Origin of the sequence: Dapis hubbardiae BLCC-M172, assembly GCF_050016015.1 — a bacterium.
Lineage (GTDB): Bacteria > Cyanobacteriota > Cyanobacteriia > Cyanobacteriales > Microcoleaceae > Trichodesmium.
Genome location: NZ_JBNHEQ010000009.1, coordinates 41,431 through 56,873 on the forward strand (window position 1 = coordinate 41,431; position 15,443 = coordinate 56,873).

Here is a 15,443-nt window from a genome sequence, read left to right on the forward strand (position 1 = left end):
TTGAGTTGTGAATTATGGGTGGGTTGTTTCGGGAAGTCTACTAATTTTTTTCCTGATGAGATTCGCTAGTTAAATAGATAGATGTGGTGAGTGCTTTTGTCGAATTTATCTCTGGGTACTTCGACCTTTTACTGTCGGAAATTCTCTGGTAAATTTATTCTATATATATATATGTGTCGGATAAATTTGACTAAGTTCTGGATTTTCTCTAGTAGACCTGAAAATTTATTACTTTCACTCAAAGATTAACAAATTGCCTTATACATATAATTGATGATGGGTGATAAATTTATTTCACTGTCAGGAAAACTTTTAATCAAACTTTATGACCGAAAAATTTTGGTTTCAAGTTTCCTCTTTCAAAGAGATAAAAAAAGAATATTCCATATTTTTAAGTCTCCTAGTCTAGCAGGAGATACTGATAACTGATAACTGATAACTGAAATGACTCCAGCTAAATTTTATTTTTCCGAAACTTCTGTTCATCAAGAATTACTCAATTTTATTCCTGCTGATGCTAAAGTTATTTTAGAGTTAGGTTGTGGTAATGGTACAATAGCTTCTCAATATAAACAAATTAATCCTCATTGTCATTATATTGGGATTGAATCTAATCCAGAGTTTGCTAAAAATGCTGCTGCAAAAGTAGATAGAATTTTAGTGGGAAATATCCAAGAAAATCTTTCTACTTTAAATATCTCTCCAAAAACGGTAGACTGTCTGATTTTTGGTTTAAATTTAATGGGTATGTCTAACCCAACTGAATTTTTGAAATATTGTCAAACTTGGTTAAAAAATGATGCTCAAGTTTTGGCAATAATCGCAAATGTACAGCATTGGCGCAGAATTATTAATTTGCTCAAAGGTAATTGGGAAATTTCGGAAATAATTCGACATTGGTTTAGTCTAGAAAGTCTCAAGTCATGTTTTGCTAGAGCAGGTTTACAAATATATGAAGTACAAACTCGTGGAGAAAAAGGGGAAGAGTTTGAAAAGTTTCTCCAACTTGCTCAACCTCTGGTTGATGGTTTGGGTTTAGATGGAAATAAGTTTGCTACTCAGACTGCTGCTGAATATTTCATTGTACGCGCCACCAACTCTCTTATCTCTCCCCGGAGGTTGTTGATTCAAACAATAATTATGGACCCGAAAGTTTGTGGTACTGTTAGAGTTTGGGAACCTGATCGGTTTAGCTCTACTATTCCTGGGGTCAGAACTATTTCTACTGTTAAGACTGCTGATTTGAATGTGGGGTTGCCTCAAGAGGAAAAGGTGTTTATTTGGCAACGCACAATTTTAAATTATCCTTCTGATTTCTATAAACTTAGGTCTTTGCTGGAAAAGAATTATCTGATAGTGGCTGAAATTGATGATAATCCTTTACGTCGTCCTGAATATGCTGAAAATAATTTTCTTAGTTATCGTGGCTGTCACTGTGTTCAGACTTCTACTGAGTCTCTAGCTAAATTTTTACGCCAATATAACTCTAACGTTATAGTTTTTGAGAATCAGTTATCCAGTATACTACCCCTATCTGAGCATATATTTCCCCACAATAATTATCTTAGCATATTTTTCGGAGCTGTCAATAGGCAAGCAGACTGGAAAGAGATTATGCCAATAATTAATCAAATTTTGTCAGATTATCAGGATAAAATTAGGGTCAAGGTAATCCATGATGAGTTGTTTTTTGAAAGTTTAAATACAGCGAATAAAGAATTTTATCCATTTTGTGGTTATGATAAGTATTTGGAGATTCTTGGTAGTTGTGATATTGGTTTATTACCTCTAAATGACAATCAAATTAATCAAATGAAATCTGACTTAAAGTTTGTTGAATGTGCAGGTTATGGAGTGGCTGTCCTTGCTAGTTCAACAGTTTACCAAAATTCAATTGTTGATGGTGAAACAGGTTTAATTTATTATTCTCTGTCAGATTTTGCTAGAAAATTTAGACAACTTATAATTGATAAAAATCTCCGGCAACAAATAGTAAGTAACGCTTATAATTGGGTAAAAAATAATCGTTTATTTTGTCAATATTATCGTCAGCGTCGAGATTGGTATTTGCAAATGCTAGATGAATTACCACGTTTAAATGAAGAGTTAAAAAATCGTGTTCCAGAACTTTTTTTTTAAGGTAAGGAAGAAGGAAGAAGGAAGAAGGAAGAAGGAAGGCTTAAATTTCCTATAGAAATTAACGCTTAGTTTGACACAAACCATACCAAGCACAAATATTTCTAAACTCTCTTCCCTCCTAACTCCTAAATTATTAATTATCCATTATCCATTATCCATTATCAAATGCGAATATTATTTACAGATGAATTACCACGTTTAAATGAAGAGTTAAAAAATCGTGTTCCAGAACTGTTTTCTTAAGGTAATAAAGAAGAAAGAAGGAAGAAGGAATAAGGAATAAGGAAGAAGGAATAAGGAATAAGGAAGAAGGAATAAGGAATAAGGAATAAGGAAGAAGGAAGGCTTAAATTTCCTATAGATATTAATGTTTAGGTTGACACAAAAGATACCAGTAGGGATGATACAGCGCTTCCCGTTATTATAAGGTACACCCCGAAGCGTGCTACATGATTTTCACCATTCACCTTGTACATCATTTGCCCGAAATATGGTGTATCATCTTCAGCTAGAGCGGAAATATTTCTAAACTATGTTCTTTCCTGAATCCTAACTCCTAACTCCTAAATTATCAATTATCCATTATTAATTATTAATTATTCATTATCAAATGCGAATATTATTTACAATTGCTCATTTCTTTAATCCTGAAGGTAGCGGACAACATGGTTCTTTACGGAAAGACCCACAAACAAGGCGTATAGCTTTAACTACCTGTTTAACTTCATTAAAAGCCTTATATGGTAAATCTCAGTATATAATTGATATTGGCAAACATGAAGCTATTCCTGCCAATCAAGGTAACAGTTACGATATTGATATTATTGTTTGTACAACTAAAGGTTTTCACCTATTATCTCAGATTCCTTTGTCATCAGATTTTCTGATGCACCACAACACTAATGTGGAACCTATGTTATTAGGATTTGAATGTCAAGCGGTACTAAAATCATGTCTAGGAAAATATGATTATTATTGTTATTTAGAAGATGATTTAGTTCTACATGATCCTTGGTTCTTTGTTAAATTAAAATGGTTTAATCACCATACAGGAAATGGTAATTTACTACAACCTAATCGTTATGAACTTTCACCTTTGGGGGCTGTACCAAAAGCTTATGTAGATGGAAATTTAAAACCCGAAATAACAGCTAAATTTCAAAATATTCGAGATAAACCTCAGCTTAAGGGGAAAATTATGGAAAAATTAATTACCTTTCATAGAACTCTTAACCCCCATTCCGGTTGTTATTTTTTGAATGCTGAACAGATGGCAGAATGGGCTAGTAAACCTTATTTTTTGGATAGAGATACAAGTTTTATTGGTCCGTTAGAAAGTGCTGCGACTTTGGGACTTATGCAGACTTTTAGGGTTTATAAACCTGCTGCTGCTGATGCTAGTTTCTTGGAAATTCAGCATTTTGGTACTACGTTTTTAAGTTTAATTGGTAATCAAATAGAACTTTTGGAAAGACAAGTTCAGGGTAAGGAAAAAAATCAGACTGAAGCTAAAAATCAAGTCAAGGAAGAAGTAAAAACAGAAACTAATTAGGTAATTAGGATCTGCTGAATAAGTATTTTGGGGAGGGTTCAACAATTAATCAGGAGTCAGGAGTCAGAATAAATAGCTTCGATACCATTTCTTAGTTAATAAATTATCTTATTAGTCAAACGGATATCTCCTGTAAAGTCTTTTCATCCCACTTATTATTCGTAACATTCTTTTTTCAAAGTGGTATTATCCATTTCTCAAAAATATTGCTATGTCTGATTGGGTGGGGAAGTGTGGGGAATATGGGAGGTGGGAGGAGAGGAAAAGTAGTGATAATAATTACTGACTAACTCATAATTGTCAACAACATACTTTGAATCTTGCTAACTACTTGACTGTTGAAGTATAGCTGTAACGGCTTGCAAACAAAAATGCCTCGGCTCGCAAACAAGGCAATTTTCAGCTCACATTAACTGCAAATAAAAACACCCTTCAGCTCACATTATCTGCAAATCAGCTCAAATTATTTGCAAATAAGCTCGCAAACAAGATTTTCGGCTCACATTAACTGCAAATAGCTTGTAACCTTGACACAGAAAGTATTATAGTCTTTTGGCTTAAATCCTTGGCCATATAATGTCTAATTAAGTGCCTTTTTGATAGTAAAACGACGTTTTATCCCTAATTGCTGTTAGCATTTATGGTAAGCTATCATCTTCAAATTTAGATATATCAAGGTGCGTATGGTTGTAGTATTTTGATACTTGCAAAAAAAAAATTAAGATAAATATAGTTAAGTAAAATTACTTATCAAAATGTATGTATTTGAAATTTTTGATTATAAGATAATAGTATCTACAGATGCAGAGTGCATTAAGGAGGTAACTATGGTTTGTAATAAAACTATCAGTAAAAAAGCCTCATTATTGGCGACGTTATCTAGGAGTTTGTTGACAGACTTTTAGCAAATGCTGATTTATCCCATTGGCGGTGGATTTCCCACAGAATCCACGGTGTTTCAACCCCTGGAGATGTCAACACTCAGCATTAACAATTGCTGAAGGAGGAAAAAATGACTTATCCTGGATATCATGGTGGAGATGTTGGCGATTTATTTGATTCTATGGGGAACTGGCTAGGATCTAGTTTTGTAAATGAATGGGAAGGTGTTTATCCATCCCCAGGAATACTTGATAGCCCTTGGGCTTTTCCCGAAGGTTTAGATGCTTACGATATGGCCCTAGCCAGATCTAATCCAGGTGGGATTGGTTTAGTACATGATGCTAACGACATATTTGGACCTGAAAATTTTATCAGTAGTATTTTTTCTGAAACTTATCGTACCGATTACTTGCTAAACTACTACGCTAGCCAGGAAAGTATAGATAATATGCTCAATGTCTTTGGAGTTAGTGGGTATGATACTGATACAGACTATAGCTCTCTAATTTCGGATTCCTATAACTACTACAATATGGGAGTAAATGTTTACAACCAGTTCGATCCAGGCAACGCTTATCTTAACGATGATTTATACTATAACACCGTGATGGATTATAGCTATTCTGTTGCTGATTGGGCTGATACATAATCACGACTTACGCAAAGACACTATATATAGCACATGACAAATAGAGCAATCGCTTAAAAAAATATAGCGATCGCCTTTTTTGTGAGAAATGCGGGATAACTATTTTCCCTTGAAAGTATACAAAAAATGCCACAATTAAATTGCCAAAATTCTTAGACTTAAAGGTTGAAATTTCAATAATAACAACAAGATTTAGCTACATAAAGAGTTAATCTGATAGAGATTAGCGAAATTAATAGTTTAATTAATAATAATGTTTATGCTATTATAGCGCCTGAAAAAGCTACTCAATTATGTGAGAAATAAGCTGTATAAAAAGCTAAAAAATCTTGAGTAACTTTAGAAAATAAACCCTCAAACTAATTGCTGTAATAATATACCTCTAAATATATTTTTGGGTTGAAAAAATATGTTATGGGCAGAGTATTGGTACTACTCTGCCCTTGTAGACTGAGTGTTGCTGTAGACATTTGTCTACGCAGTAGGGAGATTGTATATTTTGAAGCCTGTAATCTAGGCATCAAAATGCTTACAGGTTATTTGCATTTAATGTGAGCTGAAAATCTTGTTTGCGAGCTATTTGCAAATAATTTGAGCTGATTTGCAGTTAATGTGAGCTGAAACCTATTTTTATTTGCAATTAATGTGAGCTGAAAATTGCCTTGTTTGCAAGCCGTTACATGTATCTGGTCTAAAAGTACAAGCTTTTTGCTCCCTGAAGCTAAAAATGTCAGTATTTTGAGTAGACAAGGGCGGAAAAACTGAGGGACAATTGTTCAGACTACATACTCTGTAATTCCCCATTCCTCGTGACTCCTGACTCCTACCCTCACGCATAAGACTTTTTCAGCAAACCCTAATTAAGAAAAAAAAAGAGGAGTGATTAAAAGTAAATCACAACCTCATATTTTTTTCTAATAGATAGTATTAGATGATTAAAATGTCGTTTTGAAGGAGATTTGGAGTACCATTGAGGCGAGCAATAGTAACAACATCGCTTAAATCGTTAGGATCGTCACTAGGACTAGCACTACCACTAGGATCGTACTTTAACACACCCGAACCTGCTAATGTTGGACTATCTTCGTCTGGAATTTGTACCGGATTTCGTTCGTAGATAATTACAGGAGTTGTGCCTCGAGCAAAGCTATTTTCATAGTTATCACCTGCATCAACAAGAACAAAATCAGCAGTGGCAATAACTGAACCTTCGCTTGAGTTGGCTAAACCAAATCCATCATCAAGAAGTAGTATTCGGTCGTCAGCAGGATCGAAATCTACGATAACACTATTTTCAGTAACATCCTGCTCAACAGCAAAATAAACAAAACTATCGTCTCCTTCACCACCAATTAATGAGTCGCCCGTACCATTAAGACCTGCTGCGATATAGTCATCACCTGCACCACCGAGAATAGTATCAGTTCCACCACGGCCAAATATAATGTCATCCCCTGCACCAGCAACAATACTATCGTTCGCTGTTTCATCTGTAGTACCACCAACAATGGAGTCATTACCAGATCCAGTAACTAGGGTGTCTCCTCCATCACCACCACTTAAGGTGTTACTACCTTGAGTATCTTCTATGAGGAATGGTGCTGTACCTCCATCCTGAGCTGCTATGATAGTATCATTACCTCGTGTGTCACCTATTAACTGATCAGCAGTTCCACCAAACTGGATAAAGTCATTGCCTGTACCACCATCGAAGAAGTTAGATACACCTGGGTTTGAACTACCTAAAAGTCTGTCATTACCTGCACCACCAATCAGAGTAACTTCAATACTAGCACCACCCGAAGCATTGGTACTGATTTCTGTAGCATCAATAGTATCGTTGCCAATACCCCCATCAACGCGGCTAAAGACACCACTCAGGCAATCATTGCCCAGACCACCAATCATGGTGTCTGTAATAAAGCCTGCTACTATAGTATCGTTACCTTCTCCTCCATCTAGTCTGTTTTGACCAGAAAAACCTGGAGTCTCAACTGCTACACCATTAGGGCTAAATTTACCCTCATTTTCTGGCAGCAACTCTGTAACAATAAGGTCGTCACCTTCACCACCAATCAAAGTATCCCTTGCAGCTTGACCTTGAAGAGTATCGTTGCCAGCTCCACCATCTAAAGAATTTCTACCATCACCAAATGATCCAACCGCACCTTGAATCAGATCGTTACCTTCACCACCTAGTAAAGTAGACCTTAGTATTGGCTCTAAAGCTATAGCCTCAGAATCAACGGGAGTACCTGTCGTTTCCTGATTCAAGCTAATAACTATGTCATCACCTCGATCTCCACTTAAGCGGACTTGGCTGCCCAAAGAATATATTGTATCGTTATCTCTACCACCATAGATAGTATCGCGATCGCCCCAAGCTGCAACTAAATCTGCATCTCGGTTGGCGGATATAAAATTATCATTACCTGTTGCACTAGATCGTGTAGCTATACTTTCCAAATCTAGGTCTTCTGGTACTCCATCACCAGAAGAGAAACTAATAGTATCCGAACCTCTACCACCATAAATGCTATCTCTTTGGCCTATGACAATCGTATCATTACCTTGATTGGCAGAGAACCAGTTATTTCCAAGCAGACCTCGCATAAAGTCATCTCCAGCACCTCCATAAAGGCTGGTACGAGAAACAGCTTCTAAGGTGTCATTACCTGCATCTCCAAATCCAAAACCTGCTGCTGCTTGGAATTGTAAGGAATCATCTCCCCTCCCACCTTCAAGAGTATCAGCGTCACCAGAATTATTAACACCAGATGGACCCCTAGATACTAAAGTATCGTTCCCGTCGTCACCTCGAACTAAACTACCTCCTAGGGTAGAAGTAAATATTAGGTCATCTCCACCAAGAGCATTAATTGTATCAGGTTTCGGATTTCCTTGTTCATCCTGATCGTAACGATCATCTTGGTCAGTTAGTGTTACCATACCGTTTCACTCCTCTACATCTATAAAATTTATGGTCAATTTTTCTGTTTGGTTATACTACTCAGAACACAAATAATTGTATATTCGGCTGTAGTTTAACCTGTTTATCTAGAATAAGTCTAGCCTTTTAACTACAAAAATTATTAGCCAAAAATTGGCCTAATTATGTGCCTGTGAGTTTACCATTATTGACTTTGAAGTACAACTTAGTATTTATTCTCAGGCAAAACATTTTTAATGATTGATTATAGTATGAACATTATCGGAGGACGGGTTTAATTAATTTTAGGTTCCCAGATATAATGGTCAATTTTTCAGGGATCTAGAATTTTGATAAGGTTAGAGATGTTTTTTTCTCCATACCTACAGTTGCTGGTAGACTACGATTGGCAACTTGATTAATTAGTTCCAAATGTTTTTTTAATAAGTCTGAAAGTGGGTATCTTTCTAATACTGTTTGGCGTGCTTTTTGCCGTATTTCTGCCATGCGAGTTGGATGGTCTAAGACTTCATCAACACGGTCAGCTATTTGCTTGGGAGAGAAGAAGTCTACTAAGAGGCCATTTTCTCCATCTTGAATAACTTCCCTCACTGGTGCTGTGTCTGAACCGACAATTAAACAGCCAGTGGATAGAGATTCAATCATTGACCATGACAGCACAAAAGGTCTGGTTAAGTAAATATGAACATCGGATGCTTGAATGACTTTTAAATATAGTCCATAGGGTAATGAGCCTACAAAATGAACTCTTGATAAGTCCAAGGGGATTTTTTCTAGCATCTCTTGTTTGTAAGTTTTACCATTTGGTAAAGATTTACCATAACAAACTCTTTCGGAACCGACTACTACTACATGACAGTTTGGCCTTCTTTCTTGGATATAGGCGATCGCTTCGATGAATTCTGGAAAACCTCGATATGGTTCCATTCCTCTTGCTACATAGGTAACAAGTTCATCTACTCCAGACAGGTCTAGATTTGGCAGTACCAGTTTTGCACTGGGATTTGGTTTGAAGTATTCGGTATCTACTCCATCATGGAGTACGGATAGTTTGCTTTGAAGTTCTGAAGGAAATTGGGAGCGCTGCCAATATGTGGGAGATAATCCCCAATCACAAGAGTACAAGTCTATTAATATGGGGGCATTTTTCACCCTTATTCTGGCCATATCATCTACTGTCAAAGGTTCTGCGGGGTCAAAATCTGCATCGGAACCCTGAGAATGATAGAACCATTCAAAGTAGCACAGAAGGGGAGTTCCTGGAAATGCTTCTTTGACAAATAGGGTTGGTCCCCAACCAGAATGACCACAAATTACATCCGGTACAAATCCCTGGGCTTTCAGTTGTTCTGCCATTCTAAATACTGCTTGTCCATAAATTACTGCACTTTCTAGGGGGCGCACATAATGGTGGGTTTCTGGACGGGGTTCGCGACTGGGGTTGAATAGTGCTTTGTAGACTCCTGGTATTTTCCATTCTGGCCGTTCGTTTTTTGTACCGAAGACAACTTTATTTTCTGGGTTAGCTCCTAGAGCGGTGATAATATGACGATATTGGGCGGGAAAATTCGGGTGAAGAAATAAGGCTTTCATAAGTTTGGTGATTGGTGATTGTGGTTTAATACTAAATTATTAGGGACTTCCAAATAAAAAAATATATACAGGACTTGCGGATTTTTGAGTTCTAAACACTACATATCTATAACGTTAGAGTTTTTGAGCGCTGTATATAGTGTTTATGCGTAAGTTTTGATACAACTACCCTGAATTGAGGGAGTAGGGAATAAAGGCAGCGAAACTTTCCAGATTTAGTTCAAAATTGGATAATTTATTTTTTGCTATTCCCTTAATTATTAATTATTAATTATTAATTAGGGCTTGCTGATTAATTCTCGCGTGCATTGAAATATAAAGGTAATTGTCTTTTTTCTGTTGAAAAAAGTATCAGGTTTTCAGCTCTTGATGCACGGTTCCCGAAAAATCAAAAAGTTAGGACGGCTGACTGAAAAGCACAGAAAAATCAAGGTTCAATTACTCCTCCTACTTTATCTGTCTCCCCACACTTCCCACACTTCCCACACTTCCCACACTCTACTTTTTTCAGCAAACCCTAATTATTAATTATTCTCAGGTGCTTGGCAAATCCAGACACAATCTCTAGGAACTGAGTTAGTATCTTTATGAATAATTTGGTAATTAAGATGGGAGAGAAATTTTTCCATTATTGTGTCTGTCATTACTGAGTGGGCGGTGCCATTTCGTTTACCCATAAGATTGTTATCCCAATCTTTGAGAAATCTTTGCCAACCTAGATTGCTGAGGGTATTTGTGTGGTGAAATATGCAAAGTTTTTGCCCTTTTAATTTGGCAGGAATTTTAGTTAAGTAATTGAAAATGTCTCTGGGTTCTAAATGCACCATTGTGTCGTAGCAAAAGCAAATATCTGCGACTTGAGACTCAATTTGATTTAATGTTATTCCGTCAAGTTTTACATATTTTATTCTATCTTCACCTAGTCTATTTTTAGTGGCATTTAACATGGAATTGGAAATGTCGGCACATATTAATTTTTGGCAATATTTGAGTAGCAATTCTGCGGTTCTTCCTCCACCAATTCCTATTTCTAATACTGTATCTTTTGGTTTGACATAAGGTACGATAAATTTGTCTTCTATTAATTTTTCATAATCTGCTAATGAGTTGGCTGCTCCGGCTGCTTTCCCTATCCATTCATCTCCTATATGAGTTAATTCTGGGTGATTTTCTTGCCATTTTTTTGCATATTCTTCCCAGGCTTTTTCGTAATCAATAGTCATGTGATATGTTTGTATTTTGTAAGTTTTTTAATATAGTTAAATGATTTGTGGCAAAAACTGTAGGGGTTTGGTCTCCAAATCCCATTCGCTCGTTTTGGTATCCAAAACCCCAGGATAAAATATTACAACATAAGTGTGGATTGCTATAGCAATCAGGAATGATTTATGAGATATTTAAAAGCAATTAAGAGAAATTAAAATCCTTTCATATTCTGACTCCTGTACGGGTAATTTCCGTTTGTCATGCTCCGCATTCCGTTAGGATAGCTTTGCAGAATGCAAAACGCGAATTACCCCTACTTCTAATTACCACTAAAATCTCACAACTTAAATATGATTGTTATATATACAAATTTTTAGGTTTGAGGTAATTACAAAGTTCTAGGTTTGATGGAATAGGAAGCATAAATAAAATATAGTTGAATAAAAAGTCATGCTTATAGGCAAGTAACTACCAATAAATTTTATGATATCAGAATTTTGGCGAGGTTGCAACTGAAAATCTTTTGACGCGCTGATTTTTTTTAGGAGCTTCGCAGAATGAAAATGTTGGTGGTTCTTTACTGAGCAGAGATAGATCGAAAGATTCGAGCGGGAAAGAATAAGTATATATAGAAGCTTCACAAGATGAAAATATTTTTGGTCTTGCTCCAGGGGAAAATTCCTGAATACTTGATTATCTCTTAGTAAGAAAATATAGTTGAATAAAAAGTCATGTGTATAGGCGAGTAAATAGCAATAAATTTTATGATATCATAATTTTGGCGAAGTTGCAACTAAAAATCTTTTGACGCGCTGATTTTTTTCAGGAGCTTCGCAGAATGAAAATGTTGGTGGTTCTTTACTAAGGAGAGGTGGATGGGAAGATTAGATATGGGAAAAATTTGGTGGTTATCTATATTTTTGATGGGAAGGTAGGAAGGAAAGTTAGTTAATTTTTGGGAGAATGAGGAACAATCCCTCCCCAAAAGAAACTTTTTAATAATTGACACTACTGGCGCGTCAAGCTTAAAGTAGTAGAATATATTGTTGACTAAAAGCTTCGAAAAATCAGCATTCTACCATTTTCCTAAAGTAACATTTAAGGCTTGACACGGCACTAAGGGATGCGAGTGTGGGAAGTGTGGGATTTGTTTTAAATCCTGGAAAGATAGATCGAGAAAAGTAATATTTGTCTAATTTATACTCTGTTTTTAGCAACAATTGAGTTATCAAATTGATAAATTTACCACTTTAAGTTAATTCAAGTATATTCAGCTAATTTTTGATTGTTTTATTGGAAAAAATCTACTAATTCCTAATATATTTTTCACTGATATGAGAGTGAGCAATGTTGCTTGATTATTTATTAGCTTTTGGGAATTTAATTATCGGCTTGAATTTAGTCTAAATTAATTCCCATGTATTCAGCTAATTTTTGATTATATGGTTGAAAATATTCTACTAATTCTTGATATATTTCTTCGCTAGGTTGTGAGTAATCACCAGAATTATATTGAAGATATTTTTCTGAGGAATGTGCAGGTATTTCCAAAAATTGAAATACTTTGTTCATGGTTTCTTGAGGGCGACTAAATAATTCTTCACTTTTGAGGATGAGAAATTGTTCTTTGGGAAAAATGCTCATCCAATTTTGAAGTTGCTCAATATATATTCCTCTTTCTAGATATGTATAATGTTGATGGTTAAAACTATAATATGTTCCTGTTTGAATAATTTTTTCTACCTCTCCTTTTAAGCGAGTTTCTTCGGCAGCGATCGCTTCTTTCAAACTTAAAGATTCATATCCTAATCTTACTTCATGGTAGTAATGAGAAATAGCTCTTTTTGCTGGGTTCCTCAAAAGAACAATTAGTTTCATTTCAGGATATTTCTCAAAAACTCTTTGAGCTACTAGAGGATGAAATAAATAGTAAGGACTTGATTCTCCAGTAATTATTTCTGGTTCTAATTCTGGAAATTGTGATTGATACCATTTTAAATCTTTGTCAAAATTTAAGTCAAAGTAATGAATTTCATGTTGTAGGGATGGAGCAATTAAAGGATGTTGAACTAAATAGTTATATAAGGAATTAGTACCACATTTCTGGGCTCCAATTATCAAAAATTGTGGTTTGTTGCTGTTGATTTTTATGTTGATAGGGTTGTGAGATTTTTTGTTAAAGTTGATGCCAATAGATTCATTTAATTTTTGGTTATATGGTTGAAAGTATTCAATTAAATTATGATATATTTCTAAGTCAATATCAATTTTTTCTTCATCCTCAATATTGAGAGAATCATCTACAGATTGTGGCTGCAAATTTAGAAAATCAAATACTTTATTCATAGTTGCTTGAGGATGCTCTAATAATTCTCCAGTTTCCAGAATTAAAAGTTGTTCTCTAGGAAAAAATTTAATCCAATTTTCCAGTTGCTCAATGTATCTACCACGAGATAAATAAGTAAAGTTTTGATGGTTGAAACTACTATAAGTTCCTGTCTTGATAATTTTCTCTACTTCACCTTCTAGACGATGAGATTCTTGAGCTATTGCTTCTGAAAAACTCAAAGATTCATAGCCTAATTTGACTTCATGTTTATAGTGTTGGATTGCTCTATCTATGGGATTTCTAAGTATAACAATTAACTTGATATGAGGATATAAATTGTAAACTCTTTCGGGAACAAGAGGATGAAATAAATAGTAAGGACTAGATTCTCCTGTAATTAAATTACTATTTTTTGTAGTTTTAAATTGAGCTTGATACCAATTTATTCCTTGATGAAAGTTCAAGTCAAAAAAGTGTAATGATGGTTGTTGAGGAGCTACTACTTGAGGATGCTTAAAAAGATATTTATGCAAATAATTTACTCCACATTTTTGCGCTCCAATTATTAAAAAGTTAGGTTTTTGAGGCAGAGGTGCAAAATTTTTATGTCGGAGAATAGATACACAAAAATCACTTTTTAATCCTCCTGGAATTTCCATGAGAATTTCTTCTATTTCTAACAATAGTCTAATTATTGTTTCTCCTTTAGGGTCTCCTAGAGAAAATTGATTACTATCTAATAGTTGATATAATTCATGAATTAATCCTCCGCCGTATTCGTTTAAAACTTCTATATGAAAATAATATTTGATGAAGGATAATATAAGTTTTGAACGTACTCCTTCTGAGGGGTCTACTTTAAATACATCTTCAATAGTTGGGCTTTTATATTCTGAAATTTTGACAGACTTAAGACTATCATCAAAGCAATTATATATACGATTAATTAAATCTAATTGAGGCTTTTCATAAATATTATAGCAATCACCAACATACTCATTTAATATTACATATCCTTGGGGTTTTAGATGATTTCTTATCGTTGATAAACAGTGTTCCAATTCTTTGACATGATGTAAAGAACCTAGACACATTATCAAGTCATATTTTTGATTTTGTTGAAGAGTAAAAGTATTAAAATTATCTTGATAGAAGTTAATTTTAACTCCAGCTTTTTCCGCATCTCTTCTAGCAATTTCTAAAGCTGATTCAGAAAAATCAAAAGCATCAATATTCTTAGCAAAGCCTAACTGAGCCATTAGTATTTCGTGATTACCAACCCCACAACCGATAGACAATAAACTATCAAATTTTCTGCCAGCAAAAAAGTCTTCTATCAACCAAGCAAGCCAATATTTTTCTGTTTTCCCACCAGATATTCTTTTATTAATAGCTTTTTCAATTATCAAATTAGATACCCATTTATTGCTACTTACTAAAGCGGCTTTGGGATTACCTTCCCAATATTTTTGTGCTTGATTTTGATTATCTAAACTTTTTTCTGACATAATTAGGGAATAGGGAGTAGGGAATAGGGAATAGGGAATAGTGAGTAGTGAGTAGTTAGGAGAAATAGAAATTACAAATGGAGTAGAAAGAATAATAGTCTCTTAATTTTTCTGTTCTATTTAGGGAGCAGGGAATAGTTAGGAGTTAGGAGTTAGGAGTTAGGAGTTATACTAATTTGAAAAAACAATTTACAAGAGATGTCTATGTAACTAATAAGATAAGTTATGAGCTAAGAATAACATTGAAACTATTCATTATGACTCCTGACTGCTGACTCCTAAAAATCCTCTACCTAGTTTTCTTTCCTGTAAAAAATACTCCTACTGCTAAAATTTCTCTGCCTTTTTCTCTTAATATTTAGGGACTAGGGAGTAATCAGTTATCAGTTATCAGTTATCAGCTTCATTATTTTGCCTGAAAAGTCAAATAAGTTTGTTGTTCTTATGCTTGAATTATTGGGTTAAAAACATAGTATTAAGTTAAACAAATGATTGCTTTATTGACTAAAAAACTGAGAGCTGAATGCTAAGATATGAATGCTGAATACTTAAGTTTTCTTTCCTGTAAAAAATACTCCTACTGCTAAAATTTCTCTGCCTTTTTCTCTTAATATTTAGGGACTAGGGAGTAATCA

The 15,443-nt window shown here is 34.7% G+C and carries 7 protein-coding genes; 3 read left to right on the forward strand and 4 right to left on the reverse strand.

Features of this window, described 5'->3' with window-relative positions:
- Positions 1-444 precede the first annotated feature (444 nt).
- The 3 genes from ACP6PK_RS00885 (at position 445) to ACP6PK_RS00895 (ending at position 5,222) form a co-directional block, all read left to right on the forward strand.
- Positions 445-2,139: a methyltransferase domain-containing protein gene (locus tag ACP6PK_RS00885; RefSeq protein ID WP_426556949.1), complete on the forward strand. Its 1,695-nt coding sequence runs from the start codon at positions 445-447 to the stop codon at positions 2,137-2,139.
- A gap of 610 nt (positions 2,140-2,749) precedes the next feature.
- Entirely contained in the window at positions 2,750-3,691 is a 942-nt protein-coding gene (locus ACP6PK_RS00890; RefSeq protein WP_426556951.1) for a calcium-binding protein, read from the forward strand.
- Between the two features lie 1,012 nt (positions 3,692-4,703).
- Complete coding sequence (locus tag ACP6PK_RS00895) at positions 4,704-5,222, forward strand: hypothetical protein (protein WP_426556953.1); 519 nt, start codon at positions 4,704-4,706, stop codon at positions 5,220-5,222.
- A gap of 927 nt (positions 5,223-6,149) precedes the next feature.
- Here ACP6PK_RS00895 and ACP6PK_RS00900 read toward each other — a convergent pair.
- The 4 genes from ACP6PK_RS00900 to ACP6PK_RS00915 all read right to left on the reverse strand — a co-directional run bounded on the left by ACP6PK_RS00900 (position 6,150) and on the right by ACP6PK_RS00915 (position 14,808).
- A complete protein-coding gene (locus ACP6PK_RS00900; RefSeq protein WP_426556955.1) occupies positions 6,150-8,171 on the reverse strand; it encodes a calcium-binding protein in 2,022 nt (673 codons plus the stop codon).
- A 322-nt stretch (positions 8,172-8,493) separates the two neighbouring features.
- Complete coding sequence (locus ACP6PK_RS00905) at positions 8,494-9,765, reverse strand: glycosyltransferase family 4 protein (RefSeq protein WP_094673784.1); 1,272 nt, start codon at positions 9,763-9,765, stop codon at positions 8,494-8,496.
- Between the two features lie 524 nt (positions 9,766-10,289).
- The gene (locus ACP6PK_RS00910) at positions 10,290-10,988 is read right to left on the reverse strand and encodes a class I SAM-dependent methyltransferase (protein ID WP_426556957.1); all 699 of its coding nucleotides are present in this window, start codon (positions 10,986-10,988) and stop codon (positions 10,290-10,292) included.
- Positions 10,989-12,369: 1,381 nt separating this feature from the next.
- Positions 12,370-14,808, reverse strand: a complete 2,439-nt coding sequence (locus tag ACP6PK_RS00915) for a sulfotransferase domain-containing protein (RefSeq protein ID WP_426556959.1) — start codon at positions 14,806-14,808, stop codon at positions 12,370-12,372.
- Between the last annotated feature and the right edge of the window lie 635 nt (positions 14,809-15,443).

Bases quoted from the DNA above. Each gene is read 5' to 3' on its own strand.
- ACP6PK_RS00890 (WP_426556951.1), top strand. From the start codon at position 2,750: ATGCGAATATTATTTACAATTGCTCATTTCTTTAATCCTGAAGGTAGC.
- ACP6PK_RS00900 (WP_426556955.1), bottom strand. From the start codon at position 8,171: ATGGTAACACTAACTGACCAAGATGATCGTTACGATCAGGATGAACAA.
- ACP6PK_RS00905 (WP_094673784.1), bottom strand. From the start codon at position 9,765: ATGAAAGCCTTATTTCTTCACCCGAATTTTCCCGCCCAATATCGTCAT.
- ACP6PK_RS00910 (WP_426556957.1), bottom strand. From the start codon at position 10,988: ATGACTATTGATTACGAAAAAGCCTGGGAAGAATATGCAAAAAAATGG.
- ACP6PK_RS00915 (WP_426556959.1), bottom strand. From the start codon at position 14,808: ATGTCAGAAAAAAGTTTAGATAATCAAAATCAAGCACAAAAATATTGG.
- ACP6PK_RS00895 (WP_426556953.1), top strand. From the start codon at position 4,704: ATGACTTATCCTGGATATCATGGTGGAGATGTTGGCGATTTATTTGAT.
- ACP6PK_RS00885 (WP_426556949.1), top strand. From the start codon at position 445: ATGACTCCAGCTAAATTTTATTTTTCCGAAACTTCTGTTCATCAAGAA.